Source organism: Stackebrandtia sp. (assembly GCF_035643755.1).
GTDB lineage: Bacteria > Actinomycetota > Actinomycetes > Mycobacteriales > Micromonosporaceae > Stackebrandtia.
The window spans coordinates 1-18,473 of record NZ_DASQPW010000017.1 but is presented as its reverse complement, the minus strand read 5'-3'; the positions used below and the strand labels follow the sequence as shown (position 1 = coordinate 18,473).

General features: G+C 68.3%; 16 protein-coding genes and 1 tRNA gene. 4 read left to right on the top strand and 13 right to left on the bottom strand.

Features of this window, described 5'->3' with window-relative positions; translation table 11 throughout:
• Positions 1 to 29 precede the first annotated feature (29 nt).
• Entirely contained in the window at positions 30 to 1,052 is a 1,023-nt protein-coding gene (gene pstS, locus VE172_RS01190) for a phosphate ABC transporter substrate-binding protein PstS (RefSeq protein ID WP_324795972.1), read from the bottom strand.
• A 214-nt stretch (positions 1,053 to 1,266) separates the two neighbouring features.
• Complete coding sequence (gene phoU / locus VE172_RS01185; protein ID WP_324795968.1) at positions 1,267 to 1,917, bottom strand: phosphate signaling complex protein PhoU; 651 nt, start codon at positions 1,915 to 1,917, stop codon at positions 1,267 to 1,269.
• A 182-nt stretch (positions 1,918 to 2,099) separates the two neighbouring features.
• On the opposite strand from phoU, the gene VE172_RS01180 reads away from it, so the two are divergent.
• Positions 2,100 to 2,175: transfer RNA gene (locus VE172_RS01180), tRNA-Lys, on the top strand.
• A gap of 54 nt (positions 2,176 to 2,229) precedes the next feature.
• Here the strand turns inward: VE172_RS01180 and VE172_RS01175 are convergent.
• Complete coding sequence (locus VE172_RS01175) at positions 2,230 to 2,808, bottom strand: dihydrofolate reductase family protein (RefSeq protein ID WP_324795965.1); 579 nt, start codon at positions 2,806 to 2,808, stop codon at positions 2,230 to 2,232.
• 180 nt (positions 2,809 to 2,988) lie between these two features.
• Between VE172_RS01175 and VE172_RS01170 the strand changes: the two genes are divergently transcribed.
• On the top strand, positions 2,989 to 3,849 hold the full coding sequence (locus VE172_RS01170) for a class I SAM-dependent methyltransferase (RefSeq protein WP_324795962.1): 861 nt from the start codon (positions 2,989 to 2,991) through the stop codon (positions 3,847 to 3,849).
• A 6-nt stretch (positions 3,850 to 3,855) separates the two neighbouring features.
• On the opposite strand, the gene VE172_RS01165 is transcribed toward VE172_RS01170, so the two are convergent.
• From VE172_RS01165 to VE172_RS01125, 9 genes are all read right to left on the bottom strand, one after another.
• Positions 3,856 to 4,833 carry a DMT family transporter gene (locus VE172_RS01165; protein WP_324795960.1) on the bottom strand — a complete coding sequence of 326 codons (978 nt, stop codon included), beginning with the start codon at positions 4,831 to 4,833 and terminating at the stop codon, positions 3,856 to 3,858.
• Positions 4,834 to 5,476: 643 nt separating this feature from the next.
• On the bottom strand, positions 5,477 to 6,922 hold the full coding sequence (locus VE172_RS01160; RefSeq protein ID WP_324795957.1) for an alkaline phosphatase D family protein: 1,446 nt from the start codon (positions 6,920 to 6,922) through the stop codon (positions 5,477 to 5,479).
• 55 nt (positions 6,923 to 6,977) lie between these two features.
• Positions 6,978 to 8,675 carry an AIPR family protein gene (locus tag VE172_RS01155; protein WP_324795955.1) on the bottom strand — a complete coding sequence of 566 codons (1,698 nt, stop codon included), beginning with the start codon at positions 8,673 to 8,675 and terminating at the stop codon, positions 6,978 to 6,980.
• Positions 8,676 to 8,682: 7 nt separating this feature from the next.
• Positions 8,683 to 11,763 carry a helicase HerA domain-containing protein gene (locus VE172_RS01150; RefSeq protein WP_324795952.1) on the bottom strand — a complete coding sequence of 1,027 codons (3,081 nt, stop codon included), beginning with the start codon at positions 11,761 to 11,763 and terminating at the stop codon, positions 8,683 to 8,685.
• Between the two features lie 2 nt (positions 11,764 to 11,765).
• The gene (locus VE172_RS01145) at positions 11,766 to 12,656 is read right to left on the bottom strand and encodes a hypothetical protein (RefSeq protein WP_324795949.1); all 891 of its coding nucleotides are present in this window, start codon (positions 12,654 to 12,656) and stop codon (positions 11,766 to 11,768) included.
• A 65-nt stretch (positions 12,657 to 12,721) separates the two neighbouring features.
• Positions 12,722 to 13,813, bottom strand: a complete 1,092-nt coding sequence (locus VE172_RS01140) for an NADP-dependent oxidoreductase (protein WP_324795946.1) — start codon at positions 13,811 to 13,813, stop codon at positions 12,722 to 12,724.
• A complete protein-coding gene (locus VE172_RS01135; RefSeq protein WP_324795943.1) occupies positions 13,810 to 14,238 on the bottom strand; it encodes an organic hydroperoxide resistance protein in 429 nt (142 codons plus the stop codon). Before VE172_RS01135 ends, VE172_RS01140 begins: the two co-directional genes overlap by 4 nt.
• A gap of 4 nt (positions 14,239 to 14,242) precedes the next feature.
• A complete protein-coding gene (locus VE172_RS01130; protein ID WP_324795940.1) occupies positions 14,243 to 14,689 on the bottom strand; it encodes a MarR family winged helix-turn-helix transcriptional regulator in 447 nt (148 codons plus the stop codon).
• Positions 14,690 to 14,796: 107 nt separating this feature from the next.
• Positions 14,797 to 15,813, bottom strand: a complete 1,017-nt coding sequence (locus VE172_RS01125) for a GNAT family N-acetyltransferase (RefSeq protein WP_324795938.1) — start codon at positions 15,811 to 15,813, stop codon at positions 14,797 to 14,799.
• 93 nt (positions 15,814 to 15,906) lie between these two features.
• Between VE172_RS01125 and VE172_RS01120 the strand changes: the two genes are divergently transcribed.
• Positions 15,907 to 16,116 carry a hypothetical protein gene (locus tag VE172_RS01120; RefSeq protein WP_324795935.1) on the top strand — a complete coding sequence of 70 codons (210 nt, stop codon included), beginning with the start codon at positions 15,907 to 15,909 and terminating at the stop codon, positions 16,114 to 16,116.
• On the opposite strand, the gene VE172_RS01115 is transcribed toward VE172_RS01120, so the two are convergent.
• Positions 16,113 to 17,138, bottom strand: coding sequence for a hypothetical protein (locus tag VE172_RS01115; RefSeq protein WP_324795932.1), 1,026 nt, complete (start codon positions 17,136 to 17,138; stop codon positions 16,113 to 16,115). The two genes, VE172_RS01120 and VE172_RS01115, sit on opposite strands and share 4 nt — an antisense overlap.
• Before the next feature lie 225 nt (positions 17,139 to 17,363).
• On the opposite strand from VE172_RS01115, the gene VE172_RS01110 reads away from it, so the two are divergent.
• Entirely contained in the window at positions 17,364 to 18,275 is a 912-nt protein-coding gene (locus tag VE172_RS01110; RefSeq protein WP_324795930.1) for a helix-turn-helix domain-containing protein, read from the top strand.
• Positions 18,276 to 18,473 lie beyond the last annotated feature (198 nt).

Genomic DNA, 18,473 nt, shown 5'->3' with positions numbered 1-18,473 from the left:
GCGGAGTGCATCGGGTTACGGATCGTTCGTCAGCCCTTGACCTTGACCTTGTCCAGCTGAGCCTTGGCCTTCTCCAGCAGCGAGTCGGGCAGCTTGGCGAAGTTGAGGCTTTCGGCCTTGTCCTGGCCGTCGCCCAGCAGGTACTTCACGAAGGCCTTCACGGCCTTGCCCTTGTTGGCGTCCGTGTACTCGGTGCGCAGCAGCAGGTAGGTCGGGGAGGTGATCGGGTAGGCGGTGTCGCCCTTGGCGTTCAGCGGGTCGTACGACACGTCGTCGTTGACCTTGGCGCCCTCCACCGCGGCGGCGGCGGCGTCGAGGGTCGGCTCGACGTACTTGCCGGCCTGGTTCTTGACGTTGGCGAAGTGCAGCTTGGTTTCCTTGGCGTCGGCCAGGTCCACGTAGCCGATGGCGCCCTTGGACTGCTTGATGATCTGCGCGACACCGGTGTTCTTGGTGCCGCCCTGGGTGTCCTTGGGCCATTCGACGGTCTCACCCGCGCCCAGCTTCCACTTCTTGGAGGCCTTCTTCAGGTACGTGGTGAAGTTGCTGGTGGTGCCGGAGCCGTCGGAGCGGTGGGCCACCGTGATCTTGGTCGAGGGCAGCTTGCCCTTCAGGTCCGGGTTGTCCTTGGCGATCTCCTGGTCGTTCCAGGTCTTCACCTTGGACTGGAAGATGTCGGCCAGGGTGTCGGCGGACAGCTGGAGCTTGTCCACGCCCGGCAGGTTGTAGGAGATGGTGATCGGCGCGGCCACGGTGGGCACGTACACGTAGCTGCCGTCCTTGATGCCGTCTTCGGGCTTGACCAGGCTGTCGGTGCCGGCGAAGTCGGTGGTGTTCTTACCGAAGTCCTTCTTGCCGGTGCCGGAGCCGGTGGCGTCGTAGTTCACGTTGACGTTCGGCGCCTCCTTGGCGAAGCCGTCCAGTGACGCCTGGATGAACGGGTCTTCGAAGCTGGAACCCGACGCGGCGAGATCCGCTTGCAGGTCGGTGTCGCCGCTGCCGTTGCCGCCACCGCAGGCCGCCATGCCGAGCGCCAGAGCACCGATGGCCACGAGAGGCACGATGCGGCCTCGCAGTTGTGTAGTCACGTTTGTCTCTACTCCGAGTTCGGCCGGTTGTTCACGCCGACCATTTGTTGATGACTTGGATTCACTGGCCATGTAAATGCAGGTCGGTGTTCGGGTAGAGACACTGAGATGAACGTTGAATGAACGACGCCGAGGGGCCGCTCACCCACGCCTGATTTCTACTGTTTTGTGCGTGGGCTCACTGTGGGCGGTCGAGGTGAATATCCCCCGTGACGAGGTATACGACCTGGTGTCCGATTCGCACGGCGTGGTCCGAGTACCGCTCATACGAACGCCCCAACATCGCCACGTCCACCGCCGCCTCGGCCCCGTGCTCCCACCCCGACGCCAACTCACCCAGCAGCCGCGCGTACAGCGCGTCCATCTCGTCGTCGTCGAGGTCCAGCTGCGTGGCGTCCAGCTGATCCCGGGTGGCCAGGATCTGGGTGGTCTTGTCGGCGATGCGGCCCGCGGCGGCGGCCATCGACCGGAAGATCGGCACCGTCTGCGTCAACGCCCCGTTGGAGGCGACCCGCCTCGCCAGCTTCGCGACGTGCGAGGCCATGTCGCCCATGCGTTCCAGGTCGGTCGTGATGCGGATGCACGACAGCATGAACCGCAGGTCGGACGCGACGGGCTGGCGCCGCGTCATGATCTCCAACACCCGATCGTCCACACCGAACTGGAGCGCGTTGATGTCGCTGTCCCCGGCGATCACGGCGTCGGCGCGATCGGGATCAAAGTCCACGAGCGCCGCGCTGGCGGTGCGCATGGCATCGGCCACCGAACGCGACATGGCGACCAACTGTCCGTTCAACGCGTCGAGGTCGGCGTGGAAGTTGTCACGCATCGCTGTTCCTTCGTTCGATGGATCGAGACCTCCGAGTCTGCCGTATCGCGACGACTCGGCGACACCTGGTTGGCCGATGACGTCGCGATTCGCGCCGCCTTTCCGTCGGCCCCATACTGCCTCGCGCCCTCGGAGGGCACATGCTAATGTTTCTGCTCGTGCACGGCCCCAAGGCCGCTCACGCGCCGTTAGCTCAATTGGCAGAGCAGCTGGCTCTTAACCAGCGGGTTCGGGGTTCGAGTCCCTGACGGCGCACCACAGTGGAACGCCCTTCTCCGACGGGAACGTCGGAGGGGGCGTTTTCCTTTGGGCTCAGCCGTGCAGGGTCGGGCGGTAGGTGAGTTCCTGGATGTTGCCGTCGAGGGTGTGGGCCTCGAGCAGTTCGAGGTCGAAGTCGGCGGCGTTTTCGAAGATCGGTTCGGTTCCCGTCTGGCCGGTGATCACGGGGTAGACGGTGACCTGGACGCGGTCGACCAGGCCCGCGGCCATCAGCGCGCGGTTCATCGACAGGCTGCCGTGGGAGCGCAGCGGGACGGGGGATTCCTCCTTGAGGCGGGCGACGATGTCGACGGCGTCGCCCGCGGCGACCGTCGCGTCGGGCCAGTCGAGCGGTGGGCGCAGCGTGGTCGATATGACCGTGGCGGGGAGGTTGCGCATGCGGGTGACCCAGGGGTCGCGGACGTCGTCGTCGGGGCCGCTGTCGGCGAGCATCTGGGCGAAGGCGCGGTAGGTGTTGGCGCCGAACACCATCCGCTGGTCCTCGTCGTAGAGGGAGAGGCGGTGGGACAGGAGCTCGGGGCCCTGCTTGCCCCAGTAGCCCGTCCAGTCGCCCGTGGCGGTGCCGAAGCCGTCGAGGCTGGAGAAGACGTCGAAGGTGTAGGTGGTGGTCATGATGTGCTCCTTGATTCCGTGTGGAACGGTGTCGTAAGGGCAGACCGAACGTGGGGGCGAAACTCATCGCCGTGGGGCTCACGATATTTCATCGCGCGGGGAGAAACCGACAAAACGGTATATACCATGACGTCGCGTTGTCGCCAGCCGATCGGGCGATCGGGCGACACGATTGACGGCATGACCGTTGAAGCACAAGACAATGCCGTGGCCGTCGACTACTACGACAGCGACTATCCGTCGACCGTGGTCAATCCGTTTCCCGAGAACGTGGACGACGTCACCGTGTATCAAGGTGTGCGGTACGACGTGGAGCGGTACCTCCAGCTGGCCGCGGAGCTGGCCGACGGGGAGATTCTCGAGTTGTGCTGCGGCAGCGGGCGGATCGCGGTCGCCTTGGCGCGGAACGGGTTTCGGGTGTGCGGGGTGGACCTGTCGGCGGGGATGCTGGAGCGGTGCGCCGCGGCGCTGGAGCGGGAGACCGTGGAGGTACGGCGGCGGGTTCGGTTGGTGCGGCAGGACATCACGGAGCTGACTCTTGAGCCGCGGGGCTTCGGGATGGCGATCTGCGGGTTCAACAGCCTGCTGTGCGTGGCGGACTTCGAGGCCCAGCGACGGGCGCTGCGGTCGATCGCCGCGCGGCTGCGGGTGGGCGGCACCCTGGTGCTGGATCTGGCGAACCCGCTGGATCTGAACCTGGGCGGCAATGGGGTGCCGACGCCGTTCTTCACGCGGCGGAGGGTCGACAATGGACATTCGTACACGCGGTTCGCCATGAGCGACCCGCTGGGCGAGGGTCAGCGGCAGCGCCTGCACGGGTGGTACGACGAGCTGGACGACGCGGGAACGGTGACGCGACGCCCGTACGAGCTGTGGTGGCGGCCGATCTATCGGTACGAGATCGAGCTGATGCTGGCCGAGGCGGGGTTCGCCGTCGCGCGGATCGAGGGCGGCCATCGGGGCGAACCGTTCACCATGGACAGTCCCCACATGCTGATCCAGGCCGAGCTGCGGCCCGTCGACGCGGGGACTGTCCAGTGAGGCGGGTCAGGCCGCCTCGTGCCGGGGGTTCGCGGGCAGCCGCGATTCGGCGATCGCCAGGCCGATCACCGCGGTCAGCAGGACCGCCGTGCCCGCGACCGTCGCCACCGACAGGGCCTCGCCCAACAGCGTCACCGCCAGGACGGCGGCGCTGACGGGCTCGATCAGCATCACCACCGTCGCGGTGGCCGCCCGCACCACCGCCGTTCCCGTGAAGTACAGCGGGTAGGCCAGCGCGGTCGGGACCAGGGCCAGGTAGATCAGCAGCAGCACCACGTGGCTGGGGTGCGCGGTGTGGGGGAGGAGGCCCTCGGCGAGCGCGAACGGGAACAGGCCGATCGCGCCGACGGCGAAGGACCACACGGTGAGGCGGTGCGGGTCCTCGCCGACGCCGTGGCGCGCGGTGGATCGGGCCAGCAGGGTCGCGGTGGCGTACGCGGCCGCCGAGATCACGGCGAGCGCCACGCCGAACGGGCGGACCGCGCCGTTGTGGTGGTTGCCCAGGACCAGGATGGCCAGGCCGACGACGGCGCCGCCGACGGCGAACAGGCCGCCGCGTCGAACGCGCTCGTTGAGGAGGAACCGGCCGCCGATCGCGGTGAACACGGGGCCCGCGCCGAGGGTGACGATGGTGCCGACGGCCAGGCCCGTTTCCTGGACGGCCGCGAAGTAGGCGGTCTGGAAGACGGCCAGTCCGACCCCCGTGCCCAACAGCACGAGCGCCCGGCGGGGGCGACGCGCGGACGGGGTGGGGGCGGCGGAGCGCCCGCGGCGGACGGCCCCGTACGCCAGCAGCAGGGCGAGCCCGCCGATGTGGCGCCAGAAGGAGACGGCGATCGGGCCGAGGTCGCTGGTGCGGTAGATGACGTCGGCGGTGGCACCCGTGGTGCCCCAGGCGGCGCCCGCGACGGCCAGACAGATCAGGCCGCGCCGCACCCGATGGGCGGCGGGCAGGGCGAAGGTTTCGGCGGAGGTGTTGGACACAGTGCGTTCTCCAGGTGGAAGAAATGGTCGAGGGATCCCGTCTGCGGGCGTGACCATGACCGCGCCGAATCCGTGGGATTCGCGCCCTGGTGAAGACGACCCGCCTTAAGCGGCGGGCGGGGGAAGCACTGTCGAATGCATGCTCGGCACCCTACGCGAAGAACCGCGAGCTGGCCAGCGGAAGAACGGCGGCGCGACGGGCATCACGTCGGGTCGTCCGCCCGTGAGCGGAGGCGATCGCGACGAGGGACGTGGCGCGATCGCGGCGGCGGCAAACCCCTGGGCGGCAACCCAAGACGATACTCGGGTGAGCGGGGCGACGACGGCGTGCCGATCGGCGAGACACAGCGCCTCGTCGTCGGCGGGAAAGCCCTGGAGGGCAGCCGAAAGCTCCCTCGATGTTGACGTGTTCGGGGTGAAGTGGGCGCGTGGGGGTCGGGTCTGGCGGTCGGAAGGCCGTGGGGTGCGGGCGAACCCGTGGGCGGTCAGGTGAGGACGGCGTGCCGATCGGGCATGGCGGTGGGAAAGTCCTGGAGGGCAGCCGAAAGCTCCCTCGATGTTGACGTGCTCGGGGTGGAGCGGGCGCGTGGGGATCGGGCCTGGTGGTCGGAAGGCCGTGGGGTGCGGGCGAACCCGTGGGCGGTCAGGTGACGAGGGCGAGGACGAGCGCCACGATCGCGATCGCGGCGACGCCGATGGTGATGTAGCGCAACAGGAGTTCGCGGGTCAGCAGGCGGGACTCGAGGCGGTCGCGGACGGTTTCCTGGCGGCGCTCGGTGCTTTCGACGCGGGCGGTGAGTTCGTGGACGGCCTCGTGGATGTCGAGCAGGGTGATGTCGGCGGAGAGGGTGCGGGGTTTGGCGGGGACGGTGAAGGTGTGGGTGCGGCGGCGGTCGGTCTGGCGCCAGGCCGACATCGTGACCTGGAGGTCGCCGTCGGCGTCGGCGATGTGGATGGTGCCGTACTGGTCGCCGCCGGGCTCGGAGGGGCCCGTGTCCCAACGGGAACCGGGCTTGCCCGACCACGAGTCCATTGCGGAGGCTTGGAGGACGGGGATTCCGCCCGGGGTGTGGGTTCCCGTGTCGAGGCCGAGGGCGTGGATGTCGCCCTGGACGATGAACACGCGGTCGGTCCAGCCGTGGGCGTCGAGGCGGTCGAGGACCCACTGTTGTTCGGCGCCGAAGCGCGCCCAGCTGTCCTCGCTGCCCGAATACCAGGCCGAGGGGGAGTAGATGACGAGGATGTCGGCGCTGGAGCGGGCCAGGACCTGCGCGAAGGCGAAGCGCTGGTTGGGGCCGAGCATGCTCTTGGTGCCGATGTCGCCGAACTCGTTGGGGTCGCGGTCGGAGCGGGAATCCCACAGGACGAACTGGGCGGGCCCGATGCGCCAGGACTGGAAGTTGTTGCGGGGCACCGTGAGCTCGTAGTGGGGGACGCGTTCGCGATAGACCTGAAGGAACGCCTCGATGGAGTCGCCCGCGCGGTCGTGGTTGTTGGGGCCGCCGTCGTGGTCGTCGCGTTCCTTTTGGACGGCGCACATGCGGTTGAGGTACGCCTGATTCGGTTGGGCCAGCTGGTCGTCGATGGCGCGGCGGAAGTTGGCGACGCAGGCGCCGCCCTTGATCTTGTGGCGACCCGAGCCCAGGTCGTAGTAGTCGTCGTCGCCGAGGCGTACCACCTGGATCGGGTCGTGGTGGTCGACGACCGTGCGGAAGGTCGCGGTGTTGCTGAGGCGCTGCGGGGCGAGGACGTCGCCGATGCCGGGCGAGTGCGGGTAGAGGCCCGCGCAGCTGAACGCCGCCACGGTGAAGTCGGCGGGCGCGTCAAGGGGCGGCAGCGTGCGGATGCGGCCCGTGACCTCGCGGTTCAGTTTCCCGTCGACCTCGAACGCGTAGTGGTAGGTGGTGGCGGGCTCGAGCCGGCGGGCGCGCAGCGACACCACCTTGTCGTCGGTGGCGTTGGCGGGGCCGAAGTAGACGGGGTCGGCGAGGCCGGGGTCGGGCGCCACGGCGAGGCGGGCGCGGCGGCCGTCGACCCTGCCGCGCACCCAGAACGACTCGGTGGTGGTCGCCCCTCCCCACAGGTACACAGTAGGCATGGTAAGGGCAAAGACGGTGGTGGGAGGGGGTAAAACGACAGATCCGTCAGCGACGGGGGCGCCGGGCCGCCAGCGCGACGACCGACCTGCCGAATCCGACGGACGTCGCGGCCGCGCGCGGGTCGGGCGACGAAAGGCCGTCCAGGGCGTCATCCAGTATGGACTGAATGTCGATGGCCAGGCGCTCCCAGCGGCCGTCGTGCCAGATCACCTCGTCGACGGGGGACAGGCGCCCCACCTGCTTCCGCTCGGAGACGTCCAACGGCCGCAGGCCGTGCAGGACGCCGAGCGCGGCGATCGCCTGGTAGCCAAGCGGACCGTACTTGGCGGCGATGCGTTTGGACGCGACCAGCCAGTTCCAGCGGTACAGCGCCGCCGCCGCGGTGTAGAACGACTCCACGGCGGCGTTGGCGAAGAGCTTGTCGATCTGGCCATCGAGGTCGCGGTGCCCGCGGGACGGGGGCAGGGGGCCGAACATCGCGACGTGGGCGAGCAACTGGCGGCTCAGGCTGATGACGCCGCTGCGCAGATCGTTGCCGCCCTTGGCGGGCCGTCGCCCGAACAGCAACGGACGGCCCAGGGCCCGTTGGCGTCGATAGTGGACCTCGAGCCTGCGAAACAGCGAGCGCCGGTTGACGAGGTATGTCCGAGGGATCGCGGTTTGTCGATTCGTCGCCATGACGATCTCGTTGATGATGTCGTCGTCATCGCACTCCAGGACCTGGACCTTCACCCAGACGTCGTCCAACAGCTGCCGCTCCTCGGCCAGCACGTGGCAGGTCTGGGCGCCGTTGACGACCTGAAAGTCGCGCATCATCACCGTGGCATCGGGCCACACGCGCAGCGTTCGGGACACAATGGTCACTCCATTGTTGAGCGTGGCGAACAGCTGGCGCTTGCGATCGTCGCGCAGGGTCGCCCGGATCTCCTCGTTGACCTCGGCACCCTTGCGGTACTCGCGAAGGTTCTCGCTGAACAGCGCGGGGATCAACACATCCCCGTCGTCGGACAGCGCCCTCACCAGGGCTCTGGCGGGCACCAGCCCCTGACGCCCCCGTGTGACACCGGAATCGGTGGGCATCGAGTAGAAGCTCGAAAACTCCAGCGGCGACGTCTTTGACCACTGTGCCCTGTCGTACAGCCTCGCCAGCGCCTCGCGCCCGACGCACTGGAAGGACACGTCCTTGACGATCCCGATGTCGGCCAGGGCGCGGGATGCCTGTTCCGCGTTGCGCAGCAGCTCGGCGTTGGCCCGCGGCGCGGTGGTGACGTAGGCGATCACCACCCGCACGCCCCGAGCGCTGAGCCGCGGCAGATTCCGCTTCATGACCCACAGGCATTCCCGCAGCGGCAACGCGTCGGAGGAGTTGCCGACGACGTCTTCGGTGTGCAGGATCTGCTCCACCTGCACCCGCAGGTCCGCGATCACCGACCGACTCATGCTCGTCGACGTCTTCGCCTGGACGATGACGATCGTCGGCGTGACGTCGCTGGCGGCGGAGATGGCGGCGCCCAACTCCTTCGGGTCGCGGTACAGCTGTTCGCCCAGCACCACGGCATAGCCGTCGAAGCCGCCGTCGGCGCCACCCCCGATGCGAAACTCGGCGGCGTCGAACGGCGCGACGGCGTGCTCGTTGAGAACACAGTGGAGCGCGAAGATCTCGAACCGTTCGGACTCGGGCAGTCTGGCCAGATCCCGCTCGGCACAGAACTCGCTCATCAGCTGCTCGATGACGCCGTCCATCGCGACGTCACCTCCGATCGCGGGCGCGCTGGATGATCTCGGCTTCCTCCAACGGCGATCCGTGGTGGCTCAGGCACATCGGGACCGTCATCGCCGCCAGCGGGCGGCCCTCCAGCGAGGCGAAGAAGTGGCCCGCGGTCAGCCCCGTGATCCGCGGGGGCTCCTCGCCGCGGGCGCGGGCCATCGCGTTGACGGCGCCGACGTGGGCGGGAACCGTGACGCGACCGTAGATGTGGCTGGCGGCGTTTCCCGTTATGCGACTGTCGATCCCGCGCGGCGCCTGGGTGGCGTACAGCAACCCGAGACCGTACTTGCGGGCCTGCGAGGCGAGGTTGCGGGTGCTTTCGGTGCACGGGGTCGACCTGCCCGAGGGGATGAACGTCTGGGCTTCGTCCATGATGAACAGTCCGCTGAGCGGCTTGTCCCTGGCGGGGTGGCGCTTGATCCACGAGAACAGCGCCATCTGGAGTCGGTTGATGAACGCGGGGCGGTTGTCGTCGGGGACGCCGGCGAGGTTGATCACCGACACGCGGGCACGAAAACCGTTGGCGGGGGTGAGGAGTCGGTCGGGGTCGAAGGGGGTTCCCTCGCCGTCGAACAGCGGGTCGTTCGATCGCGCATAGGAAAGCGCCGAGGCCACATAGGATGCGTGCTTGGCGGCGGACGGCAGGTCCAGCACCTCGTCGGGCGGGGCGAGCAGCATGTCGATCAGCGCGGCGAGGTCCCCTCCGCCTCGTCGCGCGAACCGCATCATGGTCTCGCGCAGGACGGCGCGACGGCCGTCCGACTGGTGGTTCTCGCCGTCGATGCGGGCGCGCGGCGCCAGTGCCGCCACGGCGATGTCGACGGCGAGCCGCAGCTCGTCGGGGTCGTCGGCGACGGCGGTGAAGTCGGGAAACGGTTGCAGTGTCAGGGGGTTGCCGCGCGTGACGCCAGGGGTCCACACCACGACGTCGGTGCCGTCCAGGTAGTCGGTGGCGCGTTCGGCGTCGCCGGGCCACCAGCCGGTGGGCGCGCAAGGCCACGGGTCGCCGAGGCGCGCGAGGTCGTTGTTCGGGTCCAGGACGATGGTGCTGACGCCGCGCAGCGCGCATTCCTCGATGACGCGGCGCAGCAGGACGGTCTTGCCCGATCCCGAGCTGGCGAACACGGCGATGTGCTTGCGCAGGGCCTCGAGGTCGAGGTTGATGACCTTGTCGGAGTCGTCCTCGCCCAGGGGGATCGCGTTGTCGACGATCGAGGGCTCGGTGGTCGGGGATGGTTCGGGGCCGACAGCGGGTTCCGCGGGCTCATCGGTATCCAGGCTCAACAGCGGCAGCAGGGCCGAACCCAGCTGTGTGGAGCTCATGAGTCGGTAATGCCGCTGCCATCGCAGCACCTCATCGGAACTTCCCGTGGTGGTCAGCTGCACGGCCTTCAAGGTCCGCAGCTCTTCGTCTCCAATATGGATTATTGTGCCGCCCGCTCCCTTCACATCATCCATCGCGCGCTCCACTCGCGGCGTCAGCTTCCAGGGGTTGGTGTTGACGATCAGCAGGTGCGACGGCTGTGGCTCCGCGAACGCCACCTCCCGAGCGTTGTCGAGGCGGGAACCCACGGCGGAGGCACGCGTGGTGTTGACCCCGCGCAGGAAGATCGTGGTCCCATCGGGGGTGGTGATGTTGCAGTGGGTGGACGCGGATTCGGCGCCCTTACCGACCTCTTGGATCGTGACGCGGTCCTCGCATCCCAGCTCCACCGCGAGCGCCGTGGCCGCGGCGGTGAGGGTTCGCCCCAGTTCCCTTTCGGCCTTGGTCTCCTTGAGACTGTCCAAGGGGACCTCGCGAAGATGATCGAGGTAGCGCTCCTGGACGCGCGCCGTCTCCTCGTCGACAACGGGCTCGGGGTCGTGTTCGCCGAACCCCTTCAACGGCACCAATGCGTCGGCATCGAGGCATGCGCGAACATGGCTACCCACGTGTTGGATGAGTTGGCGCGGAAGGATTCCCGCTACCTCGTCAAACGCGGTGTCGGGTATGGGCCACGTGGCATGGGGAGGGACGAAGCCCATGTCGTAATACTGATCGTTGAGGAACTTCGCGATCAAACGACGAGCCAGTCGCGGGTCCCGAATCGGGCTTAGCTCGTATTCGTCGTGAAAGCGGTCCAATGCCGTTCGTGTCGCTCGGGATCGGATCGTCTCCCACGTGTGATCCAGACAGGAGATCACGGTGATGCTGCGGCTCAGCTTCTCGCGAATCGTCATCAACGCCGCTGCGAGATCGGCCGATCCGTCGACGGATCCCGCGTCTTCGGTCGAATGCCCCGATTGAACCACCATGTTGTCGATCTGATCGACGACGAACACGGACGGGCCCGCCATCGCCAGGACGCTCGACAAGTGACGCACCAGAATGTCGGGCGCGCCGGGGTCGACGGGAAGCAGTCCCCAACGGCGCCTGGAGTCCTCTTCGTCGGCGTTGCCGCGCAGGTATGTGGTGCCCGCAATGTTGGCGTCGTCGTCGCGGATGGCGATGAGAACCAGGGCGCGTGCGGCGTTGCGCAGGTCGCGATTGGGGTGCACGGAACGCAGACGATCGGAGAAATCGGCCAGCTTCTCGAGAGCCTCGGCCGAGGTGATCCTCGCCTCCCCGCACAACACCTTGACCGCGGGCTCGTCCATGTCGAGCTTCTTCGCGCACAGGCGCTTGAGAAACAGCGACAACTGGGTGACGGGCTGCGCCGTGGGACGCCCCGTCCTCAGCGGTTCCTGCAGGTCCGTCACGATGGAGTTGACGACACGAGTCCATAGTGTATCGACCCTGCCGTCGGGCTGAATGTTGAAGAAGTATCCGCCCATGCCCGAGACGAGCTGCCGCGACCACCACATCAGGTGGCTCTTCCCCGAGCCCTGCTCGCCGTGGACGACCAGCCCCGGGGGCGAATCGGCCCTCCCCGATCGAAGGGCGCTGATCTCGCGTCTTACGCGGTCGTAGACGGGTTGGTTCAGGCCGTTGACGTGTGACAGCTGTTCGCTCCACACGGTTCGTTCGGTGGGTACCGCCTCAAAGCGCAGTGCCGCCAACACTTCCCGTTCCCGATTGTCCATTGTCATCCCGCCGCGTACAGGTGCTTGTCATCTCCCAGGACGCGCAGGGCCGCGGCCCGATCGTGGTCGGTCAGCGTCTTCTGGTTGACCTCCGCGATCAGCTTGATCCGACCGTCGCGAAACAGCGCGGACAGCACCCCGTCGAGCTCGGGTTTATCCACATCAGACATATGGTCGCGCAGCCGCGCGAGGCCGACCCAACCGCCTGGGGTGAGCACCAGCTCGTCGTAGGCGTCGATGACCCGGGCCCCAACGGTTTTCGGCTTGGTCTTCGGCGCCGTTTCCACCGCCCGGCCGTGGGCCTCGGCGAACATGTCGACCAGGCCCAGGCCCCGGGCCCGCAAGGTGCCCAGCACCTGAGACCAGTGGTGGTGCAACAAGCGCAGCAGGGGATGATCGTCGGCCTTGCCGGGGCGGGACAGCTCGTCCTCGGCGACCCGCCAGCCCTCTTCGGTGAGTTCGAGGCGGATGAGGCGACCGCGGACGACGACGGCCAAACCCCTGCGCTCCAACGAGTCCCGAATCTTGTCGCTGATGACGACGCCGAGGCGGTGCCTGACGTCGGCGATCGCCACCCGAAGGGACGGCGACAGCAGCGCGAACAGCGCCATCCTCTCGTCGTTGGACAGCCGATCGGGAATCTCGGCGGCGGCTTCGACGGGGACGTCGAGCTCTTCGCGCACGTACTTCATGCCGTCGGGGGTCAGGGTGTACGTGTACGCCCGCCCCACCTTTTCGATCAGTACGTGACCGTGGGCGGATAGCCTGGCATCGATTCGGTGGTCGGGTTCGCGGTCGGATCGAGCGTGGATCTCCTTGCGGGACAGGGTTTCACCAGTCCCCAGTGCTTGGAGGATGTCTCGAGCCGCGTCGGTGTATGTCAAGTTCGGCAAGTCGCGTGACCTCTGTAGACGAAGGGCCTGTGTTGGGCGTCACTGGCAACGTCCACTCATCGTAATCAACACATGCACATATCGCAACGGATTGGGTCACAGAAAATCCCCAAAGGCCAACAGTCCGTAGCCTTTGGGGACCAATTACCTAAGACTTTGACGACCATTTTCCCGACGTTTTCGCCGCGCAGCATGCCCAGGAACGCGTCGACCGTGTGGTCGATGCCGTCCACCACGGTCTCGCGCGCCACGTAGTCGCCCGAGGCCAGCCAGCCGCTGACGTCGGAGACGAACGCGGGCATCCGCTGAAAGTCGTCCAGCACCAGCATTCCCCGCATGGTGAGGCGCTTGCCGATGAACAGCGCGAGATTGCGGGGCGCCGCGGGCGGCTCCGTCGCGTTGTACTGGGCGATCGCGCCGCACATCGTGATGCGGCCGTGGAGATTCATCGCGCCGATCGCCGCCTCCAGGTGGTCGCCGCCCACGTTGTCGAAGTAGACGTCGACGCCGTCGGGCGCGGCCTGGCGCAGCTGGCGGTTGACCGAGCCGTCGCGGTAGTTGAACGCCGCGTCGTAGCCGAGATCGTTGACCAGGAAGTCGATCTTCTCCTGCGAGCCCGCGCTGCCGATCACCCTCTTCGCGCCCTTCAGGCGGGCGATCTGGCCCGCCGCCTGGCCGACGGCCCCCGCCGCGCCCGAGACGAACACGGTGTCGCCCGGCTTCAGCGAGGCGTAGTCGAGCAGCCCGACGTACGCGGTGAGAGCGGGCATGCCAAGGCCGCCAAGGTAAAGCGAGGTGCTCGGCACGACCGACGGGTCCACGGCGCGCGCCGCCGCGGCGTCCACCAGGGAGTATTCGCGCCAGCCGTCGTTGTGCAGGACGTGGGTGCCCACCGCGAACTTGTCGCTGCCGGAGGCCTCCACCACGCCGATCGCGCCGCCCTCCATCGGCTCGTCGAGCTGATATGGGGGCACATAGGACGGCACGTCGTTCATCCTGCCCCGCATGTACGGGTCGACCGACAGGAAGGTGTTGCGCACCACGATCTTCTCGGGACCCGGGTCGGGAATCTCGACGGTGACCGTGGCGAAGTCCTCGGGCACCGGCCAGCCCTCGGGGCGGCGGGTCAGGTGGATCTCCTGGGAGGTGAAGCTCATGCCGCGACCTCCTTGGCGACCGTGACGGTGACGTCGATGTTGCCGCGGGTGGCCTTGCTGTACGGGCAGGTCTGGTGGGCCTTGTCCGCCAGGTCCTGCGCGGTGGCGGCGTCGAGGTCGGGCGCGACGACGGTGAGCGCCACCGCCAGACCGAAACCGTCGCCGTCGGAACCGAGGTCGACGCTGGCGGCCACGGTCGAGGAACCGAGGTCCACCTTGTGCTGCCTGGCGACGTGTTGCAGGGCGCTGTGGAAGCAGGAGGCGTACCCGGCGGCGAAGAGCTGCTCGGGGTTGGTGGCGCCGCCGGCGCCGCCCAGGGCGGTGGGCATCGCCAGGTCGAAGTCGAGTCGTTTGTCGTCCGTGGACACATGGCCGTTGCGTCCCGCCCCGGTGGCGGTGGCGTGTGCTGTGTAGAGCGTCTTCATGAAGTCAGTCCTTGGATTGGTCGTGGTGGATGGATGCGGTGATCGAGTTGAGCGTGTCGCGCAGCGCGAACAGGCTTTCGGGCGTGAGCCCGGCGGCGACGGCCACCTGTCGGGGGACGTCGCTCACCTGTTCCCGGAGCCGGTGGCCGTCCGGGGTCAGGTGGACCCGGACCCGGCGTTCGTCGGCGGCGTCGCGTCGCCTTTCGACCAGGCCCTGCTGTTCCAGGCGTTTGATCAATGGGGACAGTGTGCCGGAGTCCAGGCGCAGCACGGCGCCGATCTGTGAGACGGAGCGGCCGTCGGCCTCCCACAGCGCCAGCAGCACCAGGAACTGGGGGTAGGTGATCCCCAGTTCGTCGAGCAGGGGCCGGTACAGGCCGGTGACGGCGTGCTGTGCGGAGTACAGCGCGAAACACACCTGGTCGCGCAGTATCAGCGGGTTTTCGGTCACCCCAAAAACATAGCGCCCAATTAGATTGTGCACAACCTAAATGGGCGTGAGACGCCACACCGACGAAGAGACGGAGCGGGCGCGCTCACGCCGGGTCGCGGCCGGGCTCAGCCCGCGACGGCGTCACGCTGCCATTCCTGGAATTCCTCGATCGACTGGAACCCCAGCTTGTCGTTGACGGCGTTCATCGGGGCGTTCTGGGAGGCATTCCAGGTCTCGTTGCGGTCGCGCTCGGGATGCTCGGCCATCAGGGCGCGCAGGTTCGCGACCTTGAGGGCCAGGCCGAGGCGGTGCCCGCGGTGCTTGCGCAGCACCAGGGTGTCCCACTGGAAGGACCGTTGACCGTCGCCCGCGCCGGGCAGGCCGATCTGGGTGTGGCCCGCCAGGGAACCGTCGGGCGCCACGGCCACGGCCGTCAGGACGGTGCGGCCCTGCTTGGCGGTGATGTCCTCGTCGGCGCGCAGCCGCGCCACGTCCCACACCTGCTGCTCGTAGTCCATCTCGCCCGTGGGGGCGTCGGTCATCAGCAGCGACTTCAGGTGGGCGTACTGCTCGGCGTACGCCTCGGGGCAGGGGCCCGTCCAGGTCTCGACGCGGTAGCCGTCCATGTGGGGCGCGGCCTCGGCGGCCAGCGCGTCGAGCCGCGCGGTGTCCACGGGCAGCCGCAGGACGCGGCGGATCTCGGTGTTGCGCTTGGTGAAGCCGCGCTTGGTGGCGAAGGCCACCGCGGGCACCTCGTCGCCGCCGATCGGCTGCTGGATCGCGGTGGCGACGATGCCGCGGCCCAGGGATTCCACGCGCTTCAGCAGGTGCTCGTACAGGGCCCCGCCGACGCCGCGCCCGCGCCGCTCCACGGGTACGTCGACCTCGATCTCGGCGAGCCGCAGGTTGTCGCGCAACGGGTACTCCAGGGTCGCCCCGCCCACCACGACGCCGCCGTCGATCGCGGCGTACGCCTCGATCTCGTAGCTGCGGTCGGGGTTGTCCTCCCGCAGCTGAACCTCCACCTCGGACAGCAGATAGACCGGAGGGTCCACGCGGCCGGCGCTGGCCCCGGCGGACCAGGCGGCGTGCCAGGCGGCGACAGCGGCGGCATCGGACGGATCGACACGGGTGATTTCCATGGCGGGACGCTAACACCGATCCCGGGGCCGCGACAGCCGATTTTCCCGCGCGTGCTGCAAGATGGAGGCACCCCCAAGAGAACGAGCGTGCGCATGGATAAGTTCTACGTCCTGATCGGCGCGGGCATGCTGGTGGCGGCCATCGTGTGGTACGTGTCGCCCCGCTCCCGGCGGCGCATCCGGCGCCTCGCCGTGGCCGCGGCGCTGATCGCGCTGCTGCTGGCCGTGGGCTACGACTACGCGCACCGCGACGATGCCGCGCCGTCGCCGGCGGTCGACGTTCCGATGTCGACGGGGCGCTAGATCCAGGGCCCCGGCAGCGGTTCGCCCGAGTATTCGCGGTACCAGAGCCCGCGGTAGCAGCGCCAGGGTTGGGGGACAAGCGACGTGGGCGCGAAGATCCGCTCCAGCATGGTGCGGGCCTGCAGGAAGAAGTCGAGGCGATCGGCGGGCTGGGCGATGTGCGCGGCGTCCTCGTCGGAGGTCGGCGTCTGCAGAATGTAGAGCGACGGCCACACGGTGGTGTACTGCGCCAAGGGAAGCAGCTGTTCGCGCATCACGTCCAGCGGGTCGTTGCCGACGGTGTACGTGAAGGACGTCTCGTGGCCGCGGCCGCGCGCCGCCGCCAGCACCTGCGACAGCGGCCCGGCCTCGGCGGTGCCGTGGGACGGGTAGTCGGCGTCGAGGAAGAGGGTGAACGGCGCGACCTGGTCGGCCAGCCGGTTCATGGCCTCCTCGGTGCGCACCACCGACGACAGCACGCCGATGCGCGCGTCCATGTCCAGACTCGACATGGCGGTGCGCAGGTTGGTGAGGTCGGCGATGGCCTCGTCCTCGTTGGGGTACCGGCCCGCCGAGACCGTCACCTCTTCCACATCGGACAACGTCATGTCGGGCGGCAGCGAGATCGCCAGGTCGGCCAGCAGCCGCGAGTACGCCTCCTGGGCCCCGGTTCCGGTCTCGTCGCCGCCGGCGTAGGGGTGCACGGTGGCGGCGCGGCCGCCCGCGCGCAGGTAGCCGCTGACGGCGTTGTCGGCGCGCACGTCCACCACCTCGGCCACGGGGGTGCCGTCCACGCGCAACTCGGTGTCGTCGACGGTGAAGGGGGAGGTGTCGCGGCCCGCGGGCACCACGACCTGGAACACCTCGGTGTCGGGCGGGCGCACCTTGAGCCGGATGGTGTCGCCGGCGTCGCCGTGCGAGCGCAGCCCGTGGATGTTCAGCGCGATGAGCAGAGTCTCGCCCCAGCCCACCTGGTGGCGGTTGGCCAGATGGCGCCACTGGTGCACCGTCGCCGAGGTTTCCTGGGCGTCCAGAGAACTCATGGCCGTGCCTCCCTTACCTAATGTCCAGTGAATCCGTGACCGTAGTTGGTGACCATATATCGACCGCAGCGACTATACGTCCACAGTCCCCGGCCACTACCAGACGGTTTCCACGCTTGGGAGATTACGGATGGCGCATCCTGTGTTGGGCGACACAGAAATAATTCACCCGAACCGCCAATTCGGGTTGACTCTCCATCGGCTGGAAGGTTGATCGTGGACGGCGTGAGCGACCGAAAAGCCCTGTTCACCATCGGCGAATTGTCCCGACGCACCGGCCTGCCGGTGCGCACGATTCGCTTCTGGTCGGACGAGGGCGTCACCCCCGAGACATCGCGATCCGGTACGGGATACCGGCTCTACGACGCCGAGGCGGTGGCGCGGCTCGACCTGGTGCGCACCCTGCGCGAGTTGGGAATGGACCTGGCGACCGTGAAGTCGGTGCTGCGTCGACAGGCCACCATGGCCGACGTCGCCGCAGCGCATGTCCGCGCCCTCGACGCCGAGATCCGCACCCTGCGGGTGCGGCGGGCGGTGCTGCGATCGGTCGCTCGACGCCGAAGTTCGACCGAGGAGATGAGAATTATGAACGAAATGGCGAAACTTTCCGCCGCCGAGCGGCAGCAGGTGATCGACGAGTTCGTGGACGAGACGTTCGCCGGTGTCCCCGCCGACGACCCGGGTGCCCGCATCGCGCAGGGCATGCGGAAACTGCCCGCCGATTTGCCCGACGATCCGTCCCCCGAGCAGGTGGACGCCTGGGTGGAGCTGGCCGAGCTGGTGCGGGACAAGGAGTTTCGGGCCCGCACCCGAGAGATGGCGACGGCGAGCTCCAGGAGCGACCTGTACACCGGTCAGTTCGATCAGGCCGCCATGGCCGAGGCGGCGCAGTCGGCGCTGCAGGAGGGCCTGGACCCCGCGTCGAAGCGCGCCGGCGAGATCGTCGGCGAGGTCATCGACGGCACGGTGCCGCGCGACGACCGTGCCCGGCTGGCCGACCAGCTGGCGGTCTACACCGACCGCCGCGTGGAGCGCTATTGGGGACTGCTGGGCATCCTGAACGGCTGGCCGCAGCGCCCCTCGGGGATACCCGCGATGGAGTGGTTCATCACCGCACTGCGGGCGCACGCGTCCTAAGTAGATTAAATGGGGGTCGGCGCGAGCCGGCCCCCTCACTTCTTTCCCCGTTTGGCGGCGGCCTTCACGCCCGCGGCCCCGGTCATGCCGAGAATCACCGCGCCCACCACGATCCACTGCTTCGGGGGCTCCTTCTTCTCCTGCCTGTCACGGGTTCCCGCGGCGTACGGCGGCCCGTCCACCGGCCGGTGCCGCACG